Here is a 22,025-nt window from a genome sequence, read left to right on the forward strand (position 1 = left end):
GTCCTCCCAAAGGCATTAGGAGCCGAGTTCTTCCAGCTTGATCTTACGTCCTTCCTGGACGGAGCGATTCGCCGCTTCCATCAGAGAAGTAAGCTCGGTGGCTATTGCCAGGTTCTCTTCAGCCAGCGTATTCCCCCGTATGTGGCCAACCCACTGATGGAACGCACTCTCCCGGTTATCCGGCAGTGTCAGTTCATTCCACTCTGGCGAATCCTGTGAACCGACATTTGTCTTAAGTAGAAGTTTGGCCTCCGGGGTTCCGAACAACAGAGTACCTTCAATTCCATGCACTTCAATGGTAAACGGCGAATGACTGTTCACGAATCCGGCTTCCACCACACCAATTGCACCTGATTCGGTATGCAAAGTAGCCACCGCATTGTCTTCCACTTCCTTACCGGTCACATAACCAAAGTTAGCGCTTACACCAGTAATTTTCTCCCCTAGGAACAAGCGGGTCAGATACATTGGGTGACAACCCAAATCGATCAATGCACCGCCCTGACATTGCTCCAGATTGTAGAAATGAGATGGCAACCAGTTCGCCGTGGCCCCGTTGTGGGACAAACGAACTCTAACGTATGTGATTTTACCCAGTAGTTTCTGTTCCAGAACCTCTTGTATCTTCAAAGTATACGCATCGTTTAGACGAGGCAGCGAAACCGTCAGCTTGACCTTATTATCGTTAACAGCAGCAAGGATATGATTGGCTTCCTTTTGCGTGGAGGCGATCACTTTTTCCGTGAAAATATGCTTGCCCGCCTTGGCTGCAGCGAGTATAACCTCTTCATGCCGATTCGTCGGCGCATCTACAATTACGGCATCAATGTCATCTTGTGCCAGCATCTCATCCAGGGATTCAAAAAAAGGAACATTCAGTTTCGCAGCAGCCTCTGCCCCGCGCTCAGCATCTTCATCCCACACCGCAGCGATAACGGTATCTTCATGCTCTTGGGCTTGTTTGACATAGTCCCAGGCATGGACGTGCCAAAAACTGATTTTGCCAATTCTAATGGTCATTTCGCTTGGCCTCCAAGTATATATTATTCTGACATCCACCTATAAGGTATCACATCTTCCGGGCATTTTTAATAGGAATATGCGACACCTACTATATAAAATTACGACGCACTTCTGAAAATATAATTTCACTCATAAAAAAGCCTCAAACAGCTGGCAAAGTCATTCCGCCTATTGTATGTAAGAGAAATTAGGTCAGGTGGGCGGCCTGTAGGGACCTGTACCTTAGTGAATAACTAGCACTGCTAAGGGAAAGTTATACAAAAAACTTGTCTTGATAGGGAGTGAGCAAGAGATGGTAATGAAAACAGCGGTGGGCAGCTCTAACCCGATAACTGGAACAGCGCAAAAAACACTTGGCCAGTATTTGTTCGATTGCCTGAAGCTGGAGGGGATCACCGAAATTTTCGGTGTTGCCGGAGACTATAATTTCACACTACTGGATGCACTGGAGCAGTATAACGGGGTTAACTTTATTAGTGGACGAAACGAATTGAACTCAGGCTATGCAGCGGATGGGTACGCAAGAATCAAAGGTCTATCTGCTCTTATCACGACTTTCGGGGTCGGTGAGCTTAGTGCCTGCAATCCAATCGCGGGAGCTAACAGCGAGCATGTGCCGCTGATTCACATCGTAGGTGCACCTCCCGAGAAGGATCAACAAGCACACAAGCTGATGCACCACACGCTGATGAATGGAGAGTTCGACGTCTTCCACAAAGTGTATGAACTGATTACGGCTTATACCGCGAAATTAACGCCGGAAAACGCCGAAATTGAAATTCCTGCCGCCATTCGCATGGCCAAGGAGAAGAAAAAGCCGGTATATCTGGTTGTGGCTGATGATTTAGTGACCAAGCCGATCATTACCCGTCAAGAGCCCGTGCCGCCGCGTCCAGCTTCCAATCTGAAGACCCTTCAGGCAGCACTTGAACATATCCGCCAGCTGCTGGAGCGTGCCCATCGGCCGGTCATTCTCGTTGATGTCAAAACAATGCGTTTTGGCCTGGAGACAGCGGTTCAGCGGTTGGCCGACACCATGGATGTACCCGTAGCGACAATGATGTTCGGAAAAGGGTCTTTCGACGAAACCCATCCTAATTATATTGGGATGTACGAAGGCTCCTTCGGAAGATCTGAAGTTCAAGCCACGGTAGAAAATGCAGACTGTATCCTTGCGATAGGCTTGGTATTGTCGGACAACAACACTGCGAATTTCACTGCGAAGCTGAACCCTCTGGTGACAGTCGATATTCAACCGGATAAGGTCAAGGTCGCAGAAGCGGAATATCCCAATGTGTTCGCTGCTGACATGTTGCTAGCGTTACAGAAGGTCGGTTACAAAGGCCAAGGCTTGGCTGGAAACCCGACATTCCCATACGACCAAATCACCGGTAGTTCTGATGAGCCACTAACAGCGGCCATTTATTATCCTCGTATTCAGCAGATGCTGAAAGAGGGAGATATTGTGATTGCCGAGACCGGTACGTTTTACAACGGAATGGCGCAAGTAAGACTGCCGCGCAATGTAACATATATTGCTCAGGGAGGCTGGGAGTCCATCGGTTATGCCACACCTTCGGCATTCGGTGCCTGTATCGCTGCCCCCGACCGACGGGTGTTGTTATTTACAGGTGATGGCTCCTTACAGCTAACAGCCCAAGAGATTAGCTCCATGCTCTATTATGAATGCAAGCCCATAATCTTCATTTTAAATAACGATGGTTATACGATCGAGAAATATTTAAATGTCAAAACAGAGAAGCAGCAATATAACAAAATTCCCCGCTGGTCATACACGAAGCTGGCCGAAGCTTTTGGAGGCGATGCATTCACCGTGACTGTCCGGACCTATGGAGAGCTTGAGCAGGCTATAATCCAGGCGGAGAAGGAACGTGCCGAAAGACTCTGTATCATTGAAATGATCGCCGCCGATCCCATGGACGCACCTGAAAATATGCGCCGGATGCGCAACTATTTAGAAATGCAGGAGAAGCAGCAAAGCCAGAATTAGAATCCTATGATTAGTTATTTCAAAATAAGACCGGATAAGCCCCTGAACCGAGCTTATCCGGTCTCTCCTATTTCCGCTATTACGGTTACATCAGGATATCAACATAAAGCCGCCCCATGTAAGGTGGTTTAGTTGAACTATCTTTCTGCGTTAGTTCAATGTTTGGATACAGATTTTTAGTAGATTACTGTATTGTTTGCATCGTAAAAAGTTAATTCAGCAGGGAAAGTTTTTTTTAAATCACTTGGTAGCTTCTTATACTTTACAAACATTTCGTCTTTAGAAACATCTGTTGTAAAACTGAATTCTTCATGTATTAATTTAGTAGTTATATGATTAATTTTTAAACTAGGATTTTTTCCCACTAAAATACCATACATACCTTCATTGGTCCTTATATTTTCATACGAGACTACATTAGATCCATATCCTGCTAGCTCAATCTTGAATTTTCCATTCAATCCTTTAATCAATTGCGAGTATCCTATATCATCATTTTCCAACTGAAATAATGCGATGTATGTATTTGATTGATTTAATCGTACAACCTTTATAAGGTTAGCACTAATCTGTTCTGTGTCCCCTCTATTTAACCAACTATTCAAATTAGATTGAATAGAAACATTTGAGTCTTCAATATGATATTGATTAAAATAACGCAATGAATACCCAATACAAAAGACTATAAGAAATACAGAAAAATATATCACCTTTTTGACTCTACACATTTAAACACCTCCAAAAAATGTTGACTTCTTAGCATCGTTGATGGTCTTCACCGCAGGGTAACGGGGGTTCATGGATATTCTATTCTTCATATTTTAACCCGAATCAGACAATAAAAGGAGATGGTTTAAAATCGCCCCCTTCCATCGGACAAACGGAAGCTTAACAGAACAATGCCTTAAATAGGCTCACAGAAGGTCATTTATAGACATGAAAAAAGCACCCGAAGGTGCTATTCTTACTCCTCGTACCATATTAGCGCATTTGCCTTATCTCCAGAAGCAGATAGTTGAATGTTTTTAACGTTTTTCCTTTTGTTGTTGCTCAACCATGAATTAATTTTATTTTCTACTTCCTGTTCTACGGTCGTAAGAAAAACATCCTGTGAAGATACAGTTATAATTATCACCTTTTCTCTTTTCTCACTCATCACGCCACCTCCATTCGACAATCTTATACGCAGGACTATATCTTGGCCAGTTATGAAATGCCTATTACGAAGTTACTGAGCGGAAATCTCGAACTTCGTGCCGGCATCTCCGGCGAAAACAATCGATCCTCCCGCGGGCAATACAACCGGATCCTTGCTTCCGATGACACTGAAGTAGATGCATGTTCCCTTCACATCATAAACAGCGAAGGAGGCGTTCGAGGACATGTTCACCTGGGCGGTCTTGCCCCCGTCTGTGTCGCTTATCGTATACCATCTGGCGTATCCGTCGGGCGGAATCGTAACGATAGACTTCTTATCGAAGTTAAAAGGCTTCACGGCGTCCTCATTCACTAAGATGAATCCACCAAGATTCAAGTACTCAACCCCGTCTTGTGTAAAGAATGTTAACTCTGAGAGATCCCGCCCGTTCATTCCCGGAATTTGCAATTCGGAGACGGCCGTATTCGGGCCTGTAATTCGCTTATCTAGCACATACCCCGGCAATTGTTTCGACACGTTCAATTGGGTTGGCGGCAACACCAAATAAAAGATCGACGAATACTTCTCATTCAGCAAATAATACTTCTTGCCGTCGCGCTGCATCCATGCTTTTTTTGTCTTTGCCGGAAGTTCTTGAGGCTGGAGCTTCTCGGCGCTATACTCTGACATTGCCGTCTGCCCAAGACCCGGTAACGAAATGTATCGACGAAGCCATTGGTAGGTGCGGCCGTTCTCCTTAGTCACGAAGCTGATCATCTCGTTCCCATCTACACTCCGGAACGTGCCGTCCGCCGAATACTCGTAGATCTGGGGCGGGTTACCAGGTAACTGCTCCGAAGTGACAGACATAACGCCGCCTTTGTTAATATCGATCTTAAACGTTCCAGTATATGCACCATAGATTCCCGCATACTTCAGCATGGACTCCGGCATATCAGCCTTTACCGGCACGCCGTAGGACTTCTCAGGCTTGAATTCAGCAAGTATCCCTTTCTCCTTTAGCGCCTGAAGCAGGATTCCGTTCGCCAGAAGCTGGTCGTACGTGCTGCTCCCGCCAGAAGAGACGACGGCTGCAGCCATGTCCTGTTCGGGAAGCACAATGAGCGACGAGTGAATAAGAGGCGTGTCCCCTCCTTTGGTGAGTGCCTTTATCCCGTACTCGCTGAAGGGATACAGATTGACGCTGTCCCAGCCGAGACCGTATTCTAATGAGTTGTCCGCATCGTCAGGCCACAATGACGTCTTGTACTCGTCTTGCGCCATAGCCGCAGCCGATTTGCCGGACAAGACTTCTTCCGCTCTCCCCGTGAAAATTTGCGAGAATACAGCCAAATCTTCAGCCGTGGAATAGATGCCCCCCGTTCCGATCACGTTAACCGACTGGTTGGGAAGTTGTCCTATGTAGGTAGGATAATAGAGTCCCGCCATCTTCGTTGTATCCGGAGAATCGAGCGGCGTCTCCGTATTGGCCATACCTAGAGGTTTCGTAATATATCGGTGGATATAAGAGGTAAAGTCCATACCGCTGACACGCTCGACCAGAATCTCGGCCAGCGTAAATCCGTCATTGCAGTAAACCGAGTAAGCACCCGGGTCCGCCTTCAAGGTCTGTCTGGCCAGTTGCTTCAGCAGTGTGTCGTGGGCGTAAGTATCGTTATCTTCAAACAAAGAGGCGTACGTAATTGTCGATCCGTTCAGACCGGAAGAATGATTCAGCAGCATGCGTGGTGTAATCTGCTTGTAGCGTTCATCCTTCATCGTAAACTCGGGGATATACTGGACGACCGGCGTATCGAGATCGATTTTCCCTTGATCGACCAGTTGCATAACAGCAACCGTGGTAAGCATTTTACTCGTCGAGCCGATCCCATACATCGTGTCTTTCGTGAGCGGCCTCTGTCCCTGCTCATCATTCTTGCCGGATTGACCGGATACGACGATGTTACCATGATCGATAATGGCGTACTGCACGCTGTTAGTATCGTAAGTTTTCGTCAGAAGATCTGCCTTCTCCTTTGCAACTTTCCGGGTAATTTCGTATGTAAGCCAAGCTTCGTTCGAAGGTGAGTCCATTGCCGCCACCGGCAGGGTTGTCGGAACTGCGACTGGTTCGATCACCTCAGACGTATTCAGTGCCTCTGCTATGTTCTGCATCTCAGCTACTGGTGTGTTGTCGTCGCAGGCGGTTAACGGCAGAAGCAGACACAAGGATAGCACAGCTATAATTATCCATCGACTTTTAAACAATCGAATTCCCCCTCCGGATATTAAATTATTTATTCAAAATAGGAAGAAATAGGATAATTTCGATCACCGGAACGGTTATGATCGCGGCGACTATGATCTTACCAAGCGAATTGGCCATATTGATTGTCCAGCCGAAACCGTGAATGTTCGGAACGATCGACGCCGGATCTTCAGGGTTCACATAAATACTGCCGAGCCACTTCCAGTGCCTTTCCTCCATCGACGGAACGTCCCTTAGCTGATCTATACCTTTGATTCGCAGGTAAATCATGACGCCGATCAGTGCCAAGAAGAGCACTGTACAAAGCAACATACCGGAGAGGAAAAGCAAATTCCCCCTCCAACCGTACAACGCTATGGCTTGCGCCACCCCTAAGAATACAACCATTAAGAGCGAAGCGGCCCAAGTCAGAATCGAATGAATTTTCTTGTGCTTCAACTGTTTTTGCAACGAACCTTTCCGGTCCTGGGGATCCAGTGCTGTTCTGGCACGCTTGATCATCAGATTAATACCGACGAAAACGGTGATATTCAGCGCTTGCACGATGTTCAACGCGAACACGGTCCATACGGATTTGTAAAAGTCATACTTTCCGAGATGCAACCACCCCGGAATCGTATCCCACCTCGCAATAGCAAAGAAGATGCATAGCGCCATCACGGCGACATTTGCTGAATACCACCAAGAATTCAGCACCGCGCTATGCGTCCGGCCAATCCCGAGGCTCGCTGCGCGCTTACTCTGCACGACAACCTGCCAGCCTCTTGCTGCCTTCAAGCGCTCCGCGGACCTCCGGCTGATCCACGTAGCGAAGAAAGAAGCACTCATTAAAAGCAAGAGGGCTGTCGTCCAAATCAGGAGACCCCGCACCGGTTGATGACGCACCCATAAAAAGCAAGCGCCTCCGATGACAACCGCAAAACCGCTGGTAAGCAAAGCGTAATTCCGGCGAATGACTCGGACGGCTGCGTCCTGCAAGGCCTCAACCGGCAACACAATGCCGAACAGCAGAGTCCGCAAGCCGATAAAGGCCTGTAAGCTGAGCAACAGCGTAAGCATCAAATAACTGCTGAACATTATGATCATGGCTTCTTGTTTCAACGTTGTTCCCCTCCACGATTGGTAATCATATCCCGGTACACCGACCTGCTCTCCTGTGCGAATGCCTCTTCCGACATGCCTCGCACCGCGGCGGCGGCTGCAAGAGACCGCAGCTGCCGCCTGAGCTTCTCTTCGAAATCCTCCGTCACGCCAGGCATCCCGTCGGGCTGAATGATAACACCCTTCTTTCGGTGTACTTGAAGTAAGCCCTCTTGCTTGAGCAAATTGTAGGCTTTATTGACAGTGTGGAGATTGATTCCTAAGTCCTCCGCCAAGCTCCGGATCGACGGAAGCGGATCTCCCGGCTGCAAGGTACCAGAGGCGATCCCCTCTACAATTTGGTCAACCAGTTGTGCGTAAATTGGTGTTTCTGATTGCAGATCGAGTTCTATGAACAAAAATATCCCTCCTTATGGCAGTTGCTGTGTGTCTTCAAGAAGCGAGTGGAGCCGATATTGCCGTACAAATGCATATCGACTGCAAGTACGTTTGCCGTTATGTAAAAAAATGAGGGAGTCACAGCCTTCTGATACGGTCCAGCCTTGCGAGCGGCCACATGAACAGAGACATCGACGGTTTCTCGGCCTTCGGTAGCACTTCTAGGAAATAGGGTATTAGCAGCGCACCAGTAATGGCGTAGGCGATCATTATGTATGCGCGATGTTGACATGTCGAAGTAGTTCTATATCGCATCACCTCCACATTTGTTATATTACATATATAACACATGTGGAGGTGATATACAAGATTCAGATGTAAATTCTTCCATCTTAATGAGTTTGCTCAGATAAAGCACTTAAAAGACCTGTTCTTAGCCTAATAAAAACAGCAGCTGATTTATGGTCAGCTTCCGTGCCATCCTTGTTCAATTTTCCTGCGTATAAGCACAGCAAAGGCAACCGATCATTTAGATCGACTGCCTCCTCCTAATGCTTTTTTAGTTCTCATATCCCGTTAGTTCAATCATTGAACTTCAATAACAAAAACTGCTGATGTATCACCTTTCGAAAATTTACCATCATCTGTTTTCCAGACCGCCGAAATCCAATAGTAATAAGTACCTTGTTCTTTGGGGGCATTAAAAGAGCCCTTATTCAAAGGGATTTGTATTGTTGTATCATCGATAAATTGCTGAATATACAACTCATTAGGTGCTGGTTTATAAGCAAAAGAAACTTTAATATCCCCTTCAAGTGTTATAGCAGTAGGAGTAATCCCTTTTAGCATTCTACTTTCCGTTGAATAAAATGCACATCCTAATTTGCCCCAGCAATAACTACTCTGGATAACTGGAATTTGAGTTTGCCCCGAAGTAACAACAGGTAGAGGTGGGGATTTTTTTATAATTTTAATACCAACGCTCCTAGCGTATCCTTCAAGCCTTGTATTTTCTACAAGGTTTCCTGCAACAGGAGTTACATAGACGAGCACTACCAATGAAATTAAAAGTCCCGTAGTAAGTATAATAAATGCCTTTTTCCGATACATCCCAAGCCCCCTATAGACGTGATTTTACCGTATTAGTACTTCATCTAACTTGAATATGTATTAAACTACTCTGCCCGTCAGTTCAAAAACCAAGCAGCTTAAACATAAAATCCACCTTAATGTCCTCCGCTTGGTAGCAGTTTTCGAATTTCCCTTTAAGCAATAGACTTCGGCAAGCAGCTCCTGATTCTTCATAAATATCTGTATTTACATTCAAATCAATATTTCTATAGTCATTATATTTAGGACTTTCATTCTTTATAGAAAGGATGTCGAAGGGTTTCCAAGATAGCGAAAAATCATCTTTATGGTTACTTGAATATACCTTTTTCTTTTTACCAGTCTGCATTTGTTCAACCTCGACAATGTACAATACCCCACCTGCTGCACCGCCATACTCTAAATAATACGCGTTAGCATTATATTGACCATCTGGTGATTCTATGGGACCTAAAAATAATGTTGCATTATCAAGGCTTTTGAAACTATAGAAGTATCTATTATAGCCAATTAACAGTAATATACCGAAAATCAATAGTAAAATAACAAGATATCTTTTTTTCATATAATCCCCCAGTGTTACTGGTCTAATAATCCTCCAATATTTTGAATACCAACAATATTTCCTATTAATCCATATTATTGTATTCTATAAACTAGGTATCAGCAAGATTGCTCCGGTTGAGATGCGGCGTAGTCAGGAACAGATAACTAAAATAGGCTCTAATCACTTTCGACGGTGAAATAGCGCCTGTAATAAATTTGTTAAATAAACGTACTATGCACACAGGGGGAGAATGTATGACGATTAATGCTGCACGTTCACTGTTTGATGAGTATTGTCACTTCAAGGAAATTAATCCACTCAATACGGACGAGACACTATTGTTAACGGCTAGGGATCAAGTATTGACTGACATCGCTTTGAACGGATACACCAAGGAAGCAGCCCGATTAATGCATCGGATCTTGAGCTTCCTAGGCGATGCAGGACTACAGGAACGGGAACATCATTTGAGACTTTACCTGCGTGAACCTCTGGAGCGGGACGAACAGTTTTGGGCTCACTGGGAACTAGTTGATACATTGGCACTATTGAAAAAATGCAAGGAGACAGTAGACGAACAACTCACGTTTCTGCATTGGACAAAGGCGAACTGTGAACCCAAAGCATGGCCAGCTGTTATGTTCGATGGTACACAAGCACATTGCTGGGCGTGCGTGAACAGAATGACCGAATGGTTTGATCTCTATTACAATATCATCAATTCGATAGAATCAACTGAAGATAGCCGTAGGAATCGAGCGTCATATATTAGAACAGCCGGCGAACATTTAGTGATCCACAATAAAATAGATGACGCAATGAAGGAATCAGAGCGTCTAATGGAAGTCGTGGATGAGTCTGCACAATGGCCAGAGCGGGTTATTTTTTGGCTGGGCGCCACCACAATAAAGCTGGAGGTTTTTCGAAAAAAACAAGATTGGGAAAGCTACGATCAACAGGTACAGTATATTATGGCCCTACTTGAAACGGACTCGCTTGATATAGAGAAGAAGAAGTTTATCGCTAATGATCTCGGAGCCTGTCTTTTATGGGCTGGCCGGTATCAGCAAGCACAGCCTTTATTCGAATTTAACATAAAACACGGCTCCGGCGGGATCACGCATTATTTTTTGGCAATATGTATCTGGTCATCGAAAAAAGATCGTATGCAAACTCTGCATCATTTGGCCATGGCTGAAAATGAAATCGTCGACAACCTGAACATGAGAGGCCGATATATTGAAATGTTTAAGGAACAACCAGAATTTTCAGATGTCTGGGATGATCAGGAGTTTATGTCCGTTATTTCTCCCAAAGCTCGATCAGTCGACCTTCAGGATCTTCAATCCAAATAAACTTCCCAAATTCACTAATCTCTTCTTTCTTTGCAAGAGGGACACCAATATGTTCAAGATGCTGAATAGTCTCGTTTAGATTATCTACTTGGAAATTTAACATCACTTGTTGTTCTATTGGAAAATAACTGTCATCCTCGGTAAAGAAAGAAAAGATAGTCTCATTTCCTAATTGGGGTTTGATCACAGTTCCGTTCCAATGATCTATTTCAATCTTCAACACTTCACTGTACCATTTTTTTATAACTTCAAGATTTTTCGTTCGCCAAAATATACCTCCGAAACCTTTTATCATCGTATTTAACTCCTGTCTGTCATCAATTTTTTAGCTATCCGATTACGATTACCTATTTAAAAGCTTCAATAACCTCAAATAACTCGTACTCCGGAATTTTGTCTAAAAGCATTAACTCATAAACCATTTTACCTAATCCACTTAAGATTAAACCTGCAGGATTACTTTCTTCTCCCTATATATAGCAAATGAGATGATATTCCCAATACCGTAGGATCTTTAGCCATGGAAATGAGAAAATTAACCATTCTTTCATACTCACCTTGGTCTGCCCAATACTGCTTTTGTTCATTTGAAAGCATTGCACCGATGCTGGAAGAACCAATTAAATCTATTGTATCGAATCCATTCTTCTCCATAAAAGGTTTTACTTCATCGATGTTAAAATAAAACGCTCCTGTAAATCGACCTTTATCATTATGATTGAACACCCCGGTCTCGTAGAACTCATTTATTGTATCCAAGTTATCATTGGGCTTCCAAAATTGTGGATATTGTAAAGATGTAATTGTCATTCTCATCCGGCTTTGGAGAGCGATAAAAACGATGCCGTTCCGCTTTGTTACACGATGCAGCTCCCTGATTGCTGATATTCGTTCCTCTTCCTTTTGTAAATGGTATAGGGGACCAAGCATCAAAGAAGCGTCATACATCTCGTCTGGTATCCCCTCTAAATGTGTTGCATTTAATACATGAAACCCATTAAACCGTTCTGTCAATCCTAATTCAGATACCTTCTGTTGCGCTATTTCAACTAACTTAGGTGTTAGGTCAGATAGCGTTACGTTATATCCAAGCTTCGCTAACTCAATTGAGTATTTACCTGGTCCTGCGCCATTATCTAGTACAGTTCCGGACGAAGCTAAATACTGTTTTATATAATGCAGATTAATAGTAAACTCAAGCGGCTCCCTGTCCAGCCTCCCCCATTCATCAAACCGGGAGTAATAATCAATAACATTATCCATTGACCAAACACCTCTCTTTACAGTTTTTACACAGAAAAAACAGAAAAAACCTGTCGCCTACAAAGAGGCGACAGGTTTAACCTTCGCGGTACCACTCTTCTTGATCGTTGTTATAAGCAAAACGACAACGAATCTTAGAACCCGATTACGGAGGTTAGCCGTTAAGATCTACTCATGTTCAACCTTACCGCTCATGGGTGAGTTGGGGGAACCATTGGCTGTCTTGCACCTACCGACAGCTCTCTGGGCAATAGTTATTCCTTATTACTCCCAATCATTGCGTTTAATCATATTCTAATTGGACTTAGTATACATTTTACAAATATTACCTGTCAATAGAAAGTTAATTTTATCTATTCTTCGCATTCAAACTCGTCAAAAGCTCAATTCACCGCTTAATACTATTAGTTATGCGGTTCTCCTCACTGACTGTACAGTAAATTATCATTTTACGCTTTAGTCTCATAGCGCAAAATCAGCCCTGTCTAATCCGGAGTATGGCTTCCTCAAGACCCATGCTTTCCTTCGTCAGTACTTTGCGTTCAATAAGCTCTACCTGACCTTCAGCGGCTCCCTTACCGATCACGACGGTGAATGGGAGACCGATCAGCTCGGCATCCTTGAATTTCACGCCTGGACGCTCATCCCGGTCATCGAGCAGCACTTCTAGTCCTTGCTTACTCAGCACCGTGTAGAGATTCTCCGCAGCTGTACGCTGAACTTCATCCTTCACCGACATTAGCAAAATGTGAACCTGGAAAGGAGCCAACGCCGCTGGCCAGCTTATCCCATGGTCATCATGGTTCTGCTCCACTACGGCGGCCAGCAGCCGGGATATACCGATGCCGTAACAGCCCATAATCATGTCCGTGTTTTTGCCGGAAGGGTCAAGATAGCGTGCACCCAGCTTTTCACTGTATTTGGTCCCCAGCTTGAAGACATGCCCGATTTCAATCCCCAGATGGAATTTTAGCTGTCCTGTGCCGCAACGCGGGCAGCTGTCTCCTTCCTCCACATTTCGGAAATCACCTACTTGATCCAGGCTGAAATCCCGACCAGGCACTACATAACGAAGATGGTAATCCACTTCGCCAGCGCCGGCTACCCCATGTGCCATAGCTGCTAGCTCTGCATCGACGAGCAGCGGAATCAACAGCCCGACAGGACCAATAAAGCCACTCTCCGTGCCCGCCGTCGACTGAACAGCTTCATAATCCACGAGCTTAATCTCCTCGGCGCCTACCGCTTTTTTCACCTTGATCTCGTTGACTTCATGATCGCCCCTGACCAGAACGGCAAATACTTTGCCACCGCCGGAATAGATCAGGGTCTTGATGATCTCCTGAGACTGCAAGCCCACAGTCGTAAGCTGCTCAATGGAGCGTAGGTCTGGCGTATGGAATTTCTCCATGGCTGGCAGATCTGCCACAACTTTCACCACTTGCTCACTTGTCTTTGCAGATTCGGCCTGCTCCAAATTGGCTGCATAATTACATGCCGTACAGGCAGCAACGGTATCTTCACCAATATCTGCGAGTGCCATAAATTCATGACTGCCGCCTTCGCCGCCAATCGCTCCCGAATCCGCCTCCACCGCACGGAAGATCAGTCCGCAGCGTTCAAAAATCCGATGATACGCATTAAACATTGTCTGATAAGATTGGTCCAGACTCTCCCATCCATTGTCGAAGGAGTAAGCATCCTTCATCAGGAACTCTCTGCCTCGCATCAGGCCCGAGCGGGGACGACGTTCGTCCCGGAACTTCGTCTGGATCTGATACAGCGTAACCGGCAGCTTCCGGTAAGAGTTGATCTCGTTCCGTACCAATGTAGTGATAACTTCCTCATGCGTTGGACCGAGCACAAATTCCCGGTCATGGCGATCCTGCAGAGTGATCAGCTCCCTGCCATATACCCCGAACCGTCCCGATTCCTGCCACAGTTCAGCAGGCTGCATCGCGGGCAGCAGCACTTCCTGGGCTCCCGCCTTGTCCATCTCTTCCCTCACAATGTTCTCCAACTTGTGCAGGACGCGCCGTCCAAGTGGCAGATAACTGTAAATCCCTGCTGCCAGCTGCCGGATATATCCGGCCCGCAGCAGCAGGCCATGGCTAGCTGTTTCCGCTTCCGCAGGAGCCTCTCGCAGAGTAGTAAGTAACAGATTGCTTTGACGCATGTTCATCATCCTCCTCCGTGATTCCTTTTTTAAAAAGCTGTTCTTTCTCCGGCAGCTGACAAACCTTCGCCAGAATAACAAAAAGACGCATTCGTCAGGGACGAATGCGTCGTGATACCACCCTGTTTTAACTGCCGCCAATAATCGCGGCAGTCCTCCATCGGATAACGGCCGAGTCCGGCAGCGTTTGTACGTTCTCTCGCGCTGCTGCTTCCAAGGCAGGATGCACTCCGCTCGCTATGAGGAACCTTTCACCCGGTGGGTTCCCTCTCTGTTCCAACGATAATGGGACTACAGATCCTTGGTCCATGCATTTTGCTATATGTAGATAAGCTGAACGAAGTTCACTTACATAGATTGTAATTAATTTATACGATCACGCGGAATTCGTCAAGGAGAGGATTTTGATTTTAAAACGGCGGTAAACAATATCTAGAGCTGCTACGCAATACAAAAGAGACCGCCCCCAGTTCTGACAACTAAGACGACGATCTCTAAGTATAAGGAAAATTATTATGTTGCCATAGTATTCTTAGACAAGTACAGTGGAGCCCATCAGGAATTTGTCAACTTCACGGGCCGCTGCGCGACCTTCGTTAATTGCCCATACCACGAGGCTTTGTCCACGACGCATATCACCCGCAGCAAATACTTTTTCCACGTTGGTGTTGAACTTGCCATAACGTGCCTTCACGTTCGTGCGGCGGTCTGTTTCCAAGTTCAACGCTTGAACCAGATCTTGTTCAGGTCCGTCAAAACCAATTGCGATCAGCGCCAGCTGAGCAGGATAAACCGCTTCTGTGCCAGGCACTGGCTGGTAGATTTTGCGTCCGGTCTCATCAACCATCCGGCGGATTTGCACAGTGTGCAGCTCCTTCAAATTCCCCTCTTCATCCCCAACAAACTTAGTCGTCATGATCGAGAACTCACGCGGATCATCGCCGAATACTGCTTTGGCTTCCTGTTGTGCATAATCAAGGGTATACACATTCGGGAACTGTGGCCAAGGGTTAGCAATCTGGTCACGCTCCAGTGGAGCCTTCTCATGCGTACCAAACTGGGTGATGCTGTTACAGCCGTGGCGAAGCGATGTAGCAACACAGTCGGAACCAGTATCTCCGCCGCCCAGAACAACAACATCCTTGCCGGCAGCTGATACGAAGTTGCCATCTTCCAGATTGGAGCTCAGATAGCTCTTGATCGTTCCGTTCAGGTAATCCATTGCATACATAACGCCCTTCAGGTCACTGCCTTCGACGTTGAACTGACGCGCTTTGGTTGCTCCGCCGCAAAGTACTACTGCGTCGAACTCGTCCACCAGCTGTTGTGCCGGGATATCCTTACCAATCTCAGTGTTCACTACAAAGTTCACACCTTCAGCAGCAAGGAGATCCACACGACGCTGCACTACACGTTTATCCAGCTTCATAGTTGGAATACCGTAAGTCAGAAGTCCGCCGACACGATCGCTGCGCTCGTATACCGTAACGGTATGTCCCGCTTTGTTCAACTGTGCTGCTGCTGCCAGACCTGCCGGACCAGAACCAACGATTGCAACGGTCTTGCCCGTACGTTTCTCCGGAGGTGTCGGTACCACCCAGCCCTCTTCAAAACCCTTGTCGATAATAGCTAGCTCAATAGTCTTGATCGTAACCGGCTGGCCAATCAGGCCGACCGTACATGAGCCTTCACAAGGAGCTGGACAGATACTGCCGGTGAATTCAGGAAAATTATTCGTCTTGTGCAGGCGCTCCAGCGCTTCCCGCCACAACCCGCGATACACCAGATTATTCCATTCCGGAATCAGGTTGTGTACAGGACAACCTGAGGTTCCGCCAGCCATATCAATACCGGTATGACAATAAGGGGTTCCGCAATCCATGCAGCGTGCACCCTGTGTCCGAAGCTCGTCCTCGGATAAATGGTGGTGGAACTCCTCCCAATCTTTTACCCGCTGCTCAGGATCACGATCACCTGGGAGCTGGCGTTTATACTCCATAAAACCTGTAGGTGTAGACATGTTTACGTTTCCCCCATCCGTTCTCTTCGTGTTGATATCTATAGTTTATTGTAGCATACCTGTGGCTTAATGATGTCGTGAACAGTGCAACTTTAGTCCTGTGCATTCTATCGTTTAGCAATTTCTAATTTTAATAATATTAGCATTCCAGACTTTTGCACTGTAATGGATTAATCTGCTGATTATTTGTACTATTTCACATGTTGTGTTAGAGAAAACGCTTTTACGCCAGCTCCGTACGTTCATAAACTACAAAACGGTAATCATACGGATTCTTCTCATCTTTGATCCCCGGCGTACTGGAAACTTCCTTCCATTCATCCCAATTTACATCTGGAAAGAAGGTATCCCCGGCAAAATCATGCTCTATGCGGGTCACGATCAGCTTGTCTGCATAAGGCAGCACGATTCGGTAAATCTCGGCTCCGCCGATGACCATCAACTCATCCGTACGCTTCGCAGCTTGCAGTGCCTCCTCAAGTGTATGCACCACTTCAGCCCCTTCAGCAGTAAAGCTGTGATCTCTAGTCAGCACAATACTCGTTCTACCTTTCAGCGGCTTACCACCTAACGAATCCCATGTTTTGCGGCCCATCAGCATTGTTTTCCCCATCGTTTCGCTCTTAAAAAAAGCAAAATCCCGCGGCAAATGCCAGGGCATACTGTTATCCTTGCCGATCACACCTTTAATGTCCATGGCCCAGATCATGCTGATGCTCATTTCCATCTCTCCTTTCACTTCGATGTTAGATCGCTACCGGTGCCTTGATTCCCGGATGATGCTGATAGCCTTCAAACTCAAAGTCCTCAAAAACATAATCGAAAATACTGTCTGGTTTTCTGCGGATTTTCAGCGTTGGCAACGGATATGGATCTCTTTGCAGCTGAGTTGCAACCTGTTCCAAGTGATTTGTATAAATATGCACATCCGCCCCCGACCAAATGAACTCACCGACCTCCAGGCCGGTCTGCTGGGCGACCATGTGGGTCAGCAGTGCGTAGCTGGCAATATTGAATGGCAGACCAAGGAACGTGTCCACCGAACGCATGGTGAGCATACAGGACAGCTTTCCACCTGCTACATAGAACTGGAATACAAAGTGGCACGGCGGTAGCTTCATGTTCTCAATCTCGCCTACGTTCCAGGCACTAACGATGTGTCTGCGCGAGTCTGGGTTATTCTTAATCGCCTCGATGACATTCGTAATCTGGTCGATAAGCCGTCCATCTGCAGTCTCCCATGCTCGCCACTGCGAACCATAGACGGGCCCTAAATTGCCGTTCTCATCCGCCCATTCGTCCCAGATGGAGACACCGTTCTCTTTGAGATAAGAGATATTAGTTTCGCCTTTCAAGAACCATAGCAGCTCATGTACTACCGATTTCAAATGGATGCGCTTAGTCGTAACAAGCGGAAAGCCTTTACTAAGGTCAAACCGCAGCTGCCGTCCAAAAACAGACTTAGTACCTGTCCCTGTCCGGTCACTTTTTTCCACCCCGTTGTCCAAAACATCCTGAAGTAATTCCAAATAATTGCGCAAAGTTTAACGCCCCTCTTCTTTGATGACATTACATATAAGGTTCTCTCATTTACTTTTGTTTAACCTTGAATATGCCTTTCGAGAAACGTAAAGCCACCCCTAAAGGAGCAGCTCTTCATTTCGTCCCGTTCTATTAGTTTACCACGACCTGATCCTGCTTGTAACTTGCCAAACTGTAGAAAACGAGAAAAACAGAACCGATTCGCTACCTATCCTGCTGGATTTTGAGAAAAGCTCTGAAGATAAAAGACGATCCGCTCCCCTTGTAACAACAGGTGCAGATCGCCCTTGCAGCTTCCTATACTCTTCATAAGAGGTCTCGCATATCGATCATGTTGATTACTGACCCGTTCAGGAGTGCCTGTGAGCTTCTTTTTGCCCAACATTCGGTTTAGGCCCACGTGCACCTTTTAACGTCCGTGAGGAGGGTTCTGACGAGGCTTCAGGAGCGACCTAGGATAGATTAAATGAATCACATATAGATAAATTTGAATCACCTTATTCAGTGATCTGTAGTTCAATCTTTTGTACGCCAGCATGTAAGCTTGCAAGGCCGCCTACCGGAAAAGTAATCATGGGAGAAGTATGTCCGAAGTCTACATCTGCTATAACGGGGAGGTGCCCAGCTCCTGTTTACTCTTGATTATTTTGGTCAGCAGCTCTCTTGTCATACCTGAACCCATTTGAAATCTGCCGATAGCGATACCTTTTACCTGCTCAAAGTCCGGTTGATGAATAAGGGATTGCAAGTCCCGATCAAAGGTCACTGGCTGTGACTCATAATCATCCTCCAGGAAGAGGATAGCGTTTTCGAGACTCGTCATATACTCAGTTCCTTGCAGGAGATTCAAGGTACAGAGATTGCCACCGATAATTGTACCCTCCGCTTGACCTTCATTGATGACATATGGCTCTTCATTTTATATAAAATCGCGCTTCTCCTGATCCAAGTACCATTCATCGTCGCTCCAAAACTCCGCATGCTCCACAACCACTTCCTGATCCAGCAACATCATTTTATTGAAATACTCTATAGTGGAGTGTGGGCCTGAATAGGTAATCAGCCCGGTTTTAGTATAGATGGCATTACTAAGCGCAGTAATATCAGAGTAGCCGCACAGGCGCTTCGGATGGGCTTGAATCAAAGAATAATCCAGGTAACGCAGTAGTTGATTGGCGTTAAACCCGCCGATGGTTGTTAGAATGGCTTTAACTTTGTGGTCCAGGAAGGCCTCATGAAGGTCGGCAACCGGAGATTCAATCGATGAGGATACGAATTCATCAGCTTCAAGTGCATGCTTGGAGAATGAAACAGTGAAACCCAGCCGCTCAAGCTACTTTTTGGCCCCCTCTCTTTGCGCTGGTGCGATTAGAGACAAGCTTCTCGAAGGTGAAATAATGCGGATTTCGTCCCCTGCTTTTAGCTTTTCCGCTCTTATGTTAATCCCATCCTTGTCATTAATAGTAGTCTATCTCCTCTTTTTGTACGTTTCCCCAGTATATCATCTCATCTAAATTTTGGAAAAAAGATAAGATACATTATTTGCATGAATGAAGAGTACAGCTCGTACGCAAAATAAAATTTGTTCATCACATTAAGATTACACTCATCAAAGAGTGATGAAAAGCGATGCAATGGATGCGCTCCTAACTGAGGTTCAACACAAACAACCGGTGTAAACTTATACCGGCTTTTTTATTATCGAAGCAAAAATGATGAAATTGGAGAAGGTGAATTCAAATGCCCCACACCCTTATAAACGGATATAACATGCACTTTAAGGATTGCGGAAAAGGAACAGCGATCATATTCATCCATCCTCCGGTATTGACAAGCTTGAACTTTCAATATCAGATGAAATTGTCGGCGAATTTCCGAACGCTCGCTTTTGATATCCGGGGTCACGGACAGAGTGAAGCTTCCAGGAAAGAGATTACTTATCCGTTAATTACCCAGGATATCAGAGAGTTAATGAATCGGTTGAAGATAGAAAAAGCATTTATTTGCGGATACTCTACCGGCGGCTCGGTGGTGCTCGATTTTCTGTTGACCTGCCCTGAACGAGCACTTGGCGGCATTGTAATTGGTGGGATGTCGGAAGTTAGTGACAAGAAGTTAAGGAACAAAATATCGCGCGGGCGCTTCTTCTCTCAAATCGGCGCAGTTGGTGTAATTGCATTCTCTACTGCTTGGTCTCAAGGGAAACTCAAGCTGTCTTTGATACGGTCATTGTTTAACGATGCTAGAAAAGCAAACGCTAAAAATGCTGAACAATATTATCAATACAGCCTGGATTATAACTGTACGGCACAATTGGGAAAGATACAACAACCTGTCTTGTTGGTTTACGGTGAGAAGGATACACTGTTTCATCCTTACGCGAAGCTGCTGAAAGAACGACTACCTAAGAGTGAACTGGTTTTTATCAAAAATTCCAAACACCAAATTCCAACCAAAGCAGCGGATGAATTGAACGAACTGATCGAGTTGTTTATTTTGACAAAAGGTTAAGCAAATAAGCTTTTAAATCGACCATTCGTAAAAATTCTGGTTTTTGATCCGTTCCACTGATAATCAAAGGAACAAGCGATTCCATTTTGCGAATGGAACCGTGACCGCCTCCGCCCTTATGGGTTGGTGAGCTGTTGCCCGCCGCCAATTCATATCCCGGCTTTGCCGTGACAATCAAAAATTCGCCTGGGTGTGAATGGAGCGCCCCTGACAAGCGTTTAAGAGCATCGGGATACTGATCGTAAGCCAATGAATGAGCGGACGCTTTCACCGTTAAATCCAATACCGCTTCATCCTGTTCAACCGTCCATGATTGTTTGTAAGAATCGGTCAGGTTACCGCCTGCTTTATACTTGAGCTGTTTCCCTGTTGATCCCTGAATGGCGTGAATCCATTCCTTTTCCTTCCAGGCAACAAAATCAATGCGTGCATCGTTTTTTAATAAGTCTGCCACATCTCTCAGAGAACGATCCGCTTTCAACGAATATACATAGGCCATCGTTTCATTGATTGCAAGAATGATCTCTGTCTCCTTCGTGACAGCTTCTCCCGGACGCAAAACTTTAGCATCGCTGAACAAAGCAGAGAGGTCAATTACCGGATTTTGTTCAGCCGGCAGTATTGGCGTCATTCCGCTGTCCCCTGCAATGATAATAACAGCATCATGCAAAGCTTTTTCCGGGGACTCGAATGCCAGCAGTAAAGATTGAAGCTGCTGATCGAACATTTTGACCCCACGAAGTCCCGTTGGACCTTTCTTATGTAATTCCTGGTCTAATTCTGGTAAATAGACAAACAAAAAATCCGGCAATTTATCAGTTTGAATCAAATATTTTACGGCCTCAATAGCGAAATCATTATTGATGCCCATCCGCTTCGTTAGACCATCCGGCAACTTTTTAACTCCTTGAAACGGATTAGATAATGAACCCAGCGACAAAAAATCCGGCCCTTTCACATGAATTTCTTTCGGTAAAGAAGTAGGCCCATGAATCAAAAAAGGTAACGACAACTTATGAGCCGATGCCCCCCTGTAAATCAGGCCGTTTATCGAACCAGACTTTAGCCCTTTCCGGGCTAAGTCCTCATAAATCGTAGGTATCTTCCTGTTTAAATGGCTCCCATTCAAATGAATCAGTGCATCGGTCAAAACCGGATTAACTCCGTGTAGGAGCACTTCCATCGGTCCACTTCCGTAACTGATCAATTTCTTGGTGTCCGCAGAATACCAAGTCAGACCCGGCACACGGTGAATATCAGTGTACGCTCCGGTGAGGAGCGAGCTGTCGATCGTGACGGACATGGTCGGAAAAGAACTGACCAGGTCTTTGTAGTATTGTCCGTGTTCGATCAGGAATTTTAATGCGGGAAGCTCCTGTTTGCGAATTCCCTGATCAATCGCTTGGTACATTAAAGAGTCAACCATCAGAAAAATGACTTTCTTTGTCTTCCCACCATCAGCGGACTTTATCCGCAGCAAATCTTGTTCTTTAGGTTTTGAGTTCTGGCACCCGGTAGCTATGATCAATATAAAGATCAAAGGCAAAATCCATATCCATTTTTTCCTCATCACAGTTCACC

Annotated in this window: 18 protein-coding genes, 1 pseudogene and 1 other annotated feature; of the genes and pseudogenes, 3 read left to right on the top strand and 16 right to left on the bottom strand. The window is 45.7% G+C overall.

All coding sequences use genetic code 11. The annotated features are described in order from the left end of the window. Positions 1 to 15: 15 nt before the first annotated feature. Complete coding sequence (locus HPT30_RS20740; RefSeq protein WP_175373230.1) at positions 16 to 1,020, bottom strand: Gfo/Idh/MocA family protein; 1,005 nt, start codon at positions 1,018 to 1,020, stop codon at positions 16 to 18. Positions 1,021 to 1,315: 295 nt separating this feature from the next. On the opposite strand from HPT30_RS20740, the gene HPT30_RS20745 reads away from it, so the two are divergent. Further along, on the top strand, positions 1,316 to 3,034 hold the full coding sequence (locus HPT30_RS20745; protein ID WP_175373231.1) for an alpha-keto acid decarboxylase family protein: 1,719 nt from the start codon (positions 1,316 to 1,318) through the stop codon (positions 3,032 to 3,034). Positions 3,035 to 3,210: 176 nt separating this feature from the next. Here the strand turns inward: HPT30_RS20745 and HPT30_RS20750 are convergent, their stop codons facing one another. The 7 genes from HPT30_RS20750 to HPT30_RS20780 all read right to left on the bottom strand — a co-directional run bounded on the left by HPT30_RS20750 (position 3,211) and on the right by HPT30_RS20780 (position 9,595). Beyond that, positions 3,211 to 3,762 carry a hypothetical protein gene (locus HPT30_RS20750; protein ID WP_175373232.1) on the bottom strand — a complete coding sequence of 184 codons (552 nt, stop codon included), beginning with the start codon at positions 3,760 to 3,762 and terminating at the stop codon, positions 3,211 to 3,213. A 236-nt stretch (positions 3,763 to 3,998) separates the two neighbouring features. After that, positions 3,999 to 4,190, bottom strand: a complete 192-nt coding sequence (locus tag HPT30_RS20755; RefSeq protein WP_175373233.1) for a hypothetical protein — start codon at positions 4,188 to 4,190, stop codon at positions 3,999 to 4,001. A 72-nt stretch (positions 4,191 to 4,262) separates the two neighbouring features. Then, positions 4,263 to 6,266 (bottom strand): serine hydrolase domain-containing protein, encoded by a 2,004-nt coding sequence (locus HPT30_RS20760; RefSeq protein ID WP_376767054.1) that lies wholly within the window; start codon positions 6,264 to 6,266, stop codon positions 4,263 to 4,265. Positions 6,267 to 6,465: 199 nt separating this feature from the next. Further along, complete coding sequence (locus HPT30_RS20765) at positions 6,466 to 7,542, bottom strand: DUF5808 domain-containing protein (protein WP_175373235.1); 1,077 nt, start codon at positions 7,540 to 7,542, stop codon at positions 6,466 to 6,468. Further along, positions 7,539 to 7,940, bottom strand: a complete 402-nt coding sequence (locus HPT30_RS20770) for a GntR family transcriptional regulator (RefSeq protein ID WP_175373236.1) — start codon at positions 7,938 to 7,940, stop codon at positions 7,539 to 7,541. The genes HPT30_RS20765 and HPT30_RS20770 overlap by 4 nt, the downstream gene beginning before the upstream one ends. A gap of 565 nt (positions 7,941 to 8,505) precedes the next feature. After that, a complete protein-coding gene (locus HPT30_RS20775) occupies positions 8,506 to 9,030 on the bottom strand; it encodes a hypothetical protein (protein ID WP_175373237.1) in 525 nt (174 codons plus the stop codon). 82 nt (positions 9,031 to 9,112) lie between these two features. Beyond that, positions 9,113 to 9,595: a DUF5412 family protein gene (locus HPT30_RS20780; protein ID WP_175373238.1), complete on the bottom strand. Its 483-nt coding sequence runs from the start codon at positions 9,593 to 9,595 to the stop codon at positions 9,113 to 9,115. A gap of 236 nt (positions 9,596 to 9,831) precedes the next feature. Between HPT30_RS20780 and HPT30_RS20785 the strand changes: the two genes are divergently transcribed. Next, positions 9,832 to 10,932 (top strand): hypothetical protein, encoded by a 1,101-nt coding sequence (locus tag HPT30_RS20785; protein ID WP_175373239.1) that lies wholly within the window; start codon positions 9,832 to 9,834, stop codon positions 10,930 to 10,932. Here the strand turns inward: HPT30_RS20785 and HPT30_RS20790 are convergent. The 7 genes and pseudogenes from HPT30_RS20790 to HPT30_RS20820 form a co-directional block, all read right to left on the bottom strand. Then, positions 10,880 to 11,227, bottom strand: coding sequence for a VOC family protein (locus tag HPT30_RS20790; RefSeq protein WP_175373240.1), 348 nt, complete (start codon positions 11,225 to 11,227; stop codon positions 10,880 to 10,882). The genes HPT30_RS20785 and HPT30_RS20790 overlap by 53 nt on opposite strands. 161 nt (positions 11,228 to 11,388) lie before the next feature. Beyond that, complete coding sequence (locus HPT30_RS20795; protein ID WP_175373241.1) at positions 11,389 to 12,195, bottom strand: class I SAM-dependent methyltransferase; 807 nt, start codon at positions 12,193 to 12,195, stop codon at positions 11,389 to 11,391. 60 nt (positions 12,196 to 12,255) lie between these two features. After that, positions 12,256 to 12,482, bottom strand: a binding site (T-box leader). Between the two features lie 188 nt (positions 12,483 to 12,670). Continuing rightward, positions 12,671 to 14,371, bottom strand: a complete 1,701-nt coding sequence (locus HPT30_RS20800) for a proline--tRNA ligase (RefSeq protein WP_175373242.1) — start codon at positions 14,369 to 14,371, stop codon at positions 12,671 to 12,673. Positions 14,372 to 14,903: 532 nt separating this feature from the next. Continuing rightward, positions 14,904 to 16,391, bottom strand: a complete 1,488-nt coding sequence (locus HPT30_RS20805; protein WP_175373243.1) for a glutamate synthase subunit beta — start codon at positions 16,389 to 16,391, stop codon at positions 14,904 to 14,906. Between the two features lie 223 nt (positions 16,392 to 16,614). Continuing rightward, the gene (locus HPT30_RS20810) at positions 16,615 to 17,112 is read right to left on the bottom strand and encodes a dihydrofolate reductase (protein ID WP_175373244.1); all 498 of its coding nucleotides are present in this window, start codon (positions 17,110 to 17,112) and stop codon (positions 16,615 to 16,617) included. Between the two features lie 25 nt (positions 17,113 to 17,137). Further along, positions 17,138 to 17,932 carry a thymidylate synthase gene (gene thyA / locus HPT30_RS20815; protein ID WP_175373245.1) on the bottom strand — a complete coding sequence of 265 codons (795 nt, stop codon included), beginning with the start codon at positions 17,930 to 17,932 and terminating at the stop codon, positions 17,138 to 17,140. A 498-nt stretch (positions 17,933 to 18,430) separates the two neighbouring features. Then, positions 18,431 to 19,371 (bottom strand): annotated as a pseudogene (locus HPT30_RS20820) (S66 family peptidase). A 302-nt stretch (positions 19,372 to 19,673) separates the two neighbouring features. On the opposite strand from HPT30_RS20820, the gene HPT30_RS20825 reads away from it, so the two are divergent. Further along, positions 19,674 to 20,444 carry an alpha/beta fold hydrolase gene (locus HPT30_RS20825; protein ID WP_175373246.1) on the top strand — a complete coding sequence of 257 codons (771 nt, stop codon included), beginning with the start codon at positions 19,674 to 19,676 and terminating at the stop codon, positions 20,442 to 20,444. On the opposite strand, the gene HPT30_RS20830 is transcribed toward HPT30_RS20825, so the two are convergent. Beyond that, positions 20,425 to 22,014, bottom strand: a complete 1,590-nt coding sequence (locus tag HPT30_RS20830; RefSeq protein ID WP_175373247.1) for an alkaline phosphatase family protein — start codon at positions 22,012 to 22,014, stop codon at positions 20,425 to 20,427. The two genes, HPT30_RS20825 and HPT30_RS20830, sit on opposite strands and share 20 nt — an antisense overlap. Between the last annotated feature and the right edge of the window lie 11 nt (positions 22,015 to 22,025).

This window comes from Paenibacillus agri (assembly GCF_013359945.1).
GTDB lineage: Bacteria > Bacillota > Bacilli > Paenibacillales > Paenibacillaceae > Paenibacillus_AQ > Paenibacillus_AQ agri.

Excerpts from the sequence above, each read along its gene's own strand:
- HPT30_RS20740 (WP_175373230.1), bottom strand. The coding sequence starts at position 1,020 with ATGACCATTAGAATTGGCAAAATCAGTTTTTGGCACGTCCATGCCTGG.
- HPT30_RS20745 (WP_175373231.1), top strand. The coding sequence starts at position 1,316 with ATGGTAATGAAAACAGCGGTGGGCAGCTCTAACCCGATAACTGGAACA.
- HPT30_RS20750 (WP_175373232.1), bottom strand. The coding sequence starts at position 3,762 with ATGTGTAGAGTCAAAAAGGTGATATATTTTTCTGTATTTCTTATAGTC.
- HPT30_RS20755 (WP_175373233.1), bottom strand. The coding sequence starts at position 4,190 with ATGAGTGAGAAAAGAGAAAAGGTGATAATTATAACTGTATCTTCACAG.
- HPT30_RS20760 (WP_376767054.1), bottom strand. The coding sequence starts at position 6,266 with ATGGACTCACCTTCGAACGAAGCTTGGCTTACATACGAAATTACCCGG.
- HPT30_RS20775 (WP_175373237.1), bottom strand. The coding sequence starts at position 9,030 with ATGTATCGGAAAAAGGCATTTATTATACTTACTACGGGACTTTTAATT.
- HPT30_RS20780 (WP_175373238.1), bottom strand. The coding sequence starts at position 9,595 with ATGAAAAAAAGATATCTTGTTATTTTACTATTGATTTTCGGTATATTA.
- HPT30_RS20785 (WP_175373239.1), top strand. The coding sequence starts at position 9,832 with ATGACGATTAATGCTGCACGTTCACTGTTTGATGAGTATTGTCACTTC.
- HPT30_RS20790 (WP_175373240.1), bottom strand. The coding sequence starts at position 11,227 with ATGATAAAAGGTTTCGGAGGTATATTTTGGCGAACGAAAAATCTTGAA.
- HPT30_RS20795 (WP_175373241.1), bottom strand. The coding sequence starts at position 12,195 with ATGGATAATGTTATTGATTATTACTCCCGGTTTGATGAATGGGGGAGG.
- HPT30_RS20800 (WP_175373242.1), bottom strand. The coding sequence starts at position 14,371 with ATGCGTCAAAGCAATCTGTTACTTACTACTCTGCGAGAGGCTCCTGCG.
- HPT30_RS20805 (WP_175373243.1), bottom strand. The coding sequence starts at position 16,391 with ATGTCTACACCTACAGGTTTTATGGAGTATAAACGCCAGCTCCCAGGT.
- HPT30_RS20810 (WP_175373244.1), bottom strand. The coding sequence starts at position 17,112 with ATGAGCATCAGCATGATCTGGGCCATGGACATTAAAGGTGTGATCGGC.
- HPT30_RS20825 (WP_175373246.1), top strand. The coding sequence starts at position 19,674 with ATGCCCCACACCCTTATAAACGGATATAACATGCACTTTAAGGATTGC.
- HPT30_RS20830 (WP_175373247.1), bottom strand. The coding sequence starts at position 22,014 with ATGAGGAAAAAATGGATATGGATTTTGCCTTTGATCTTTATATTGATC.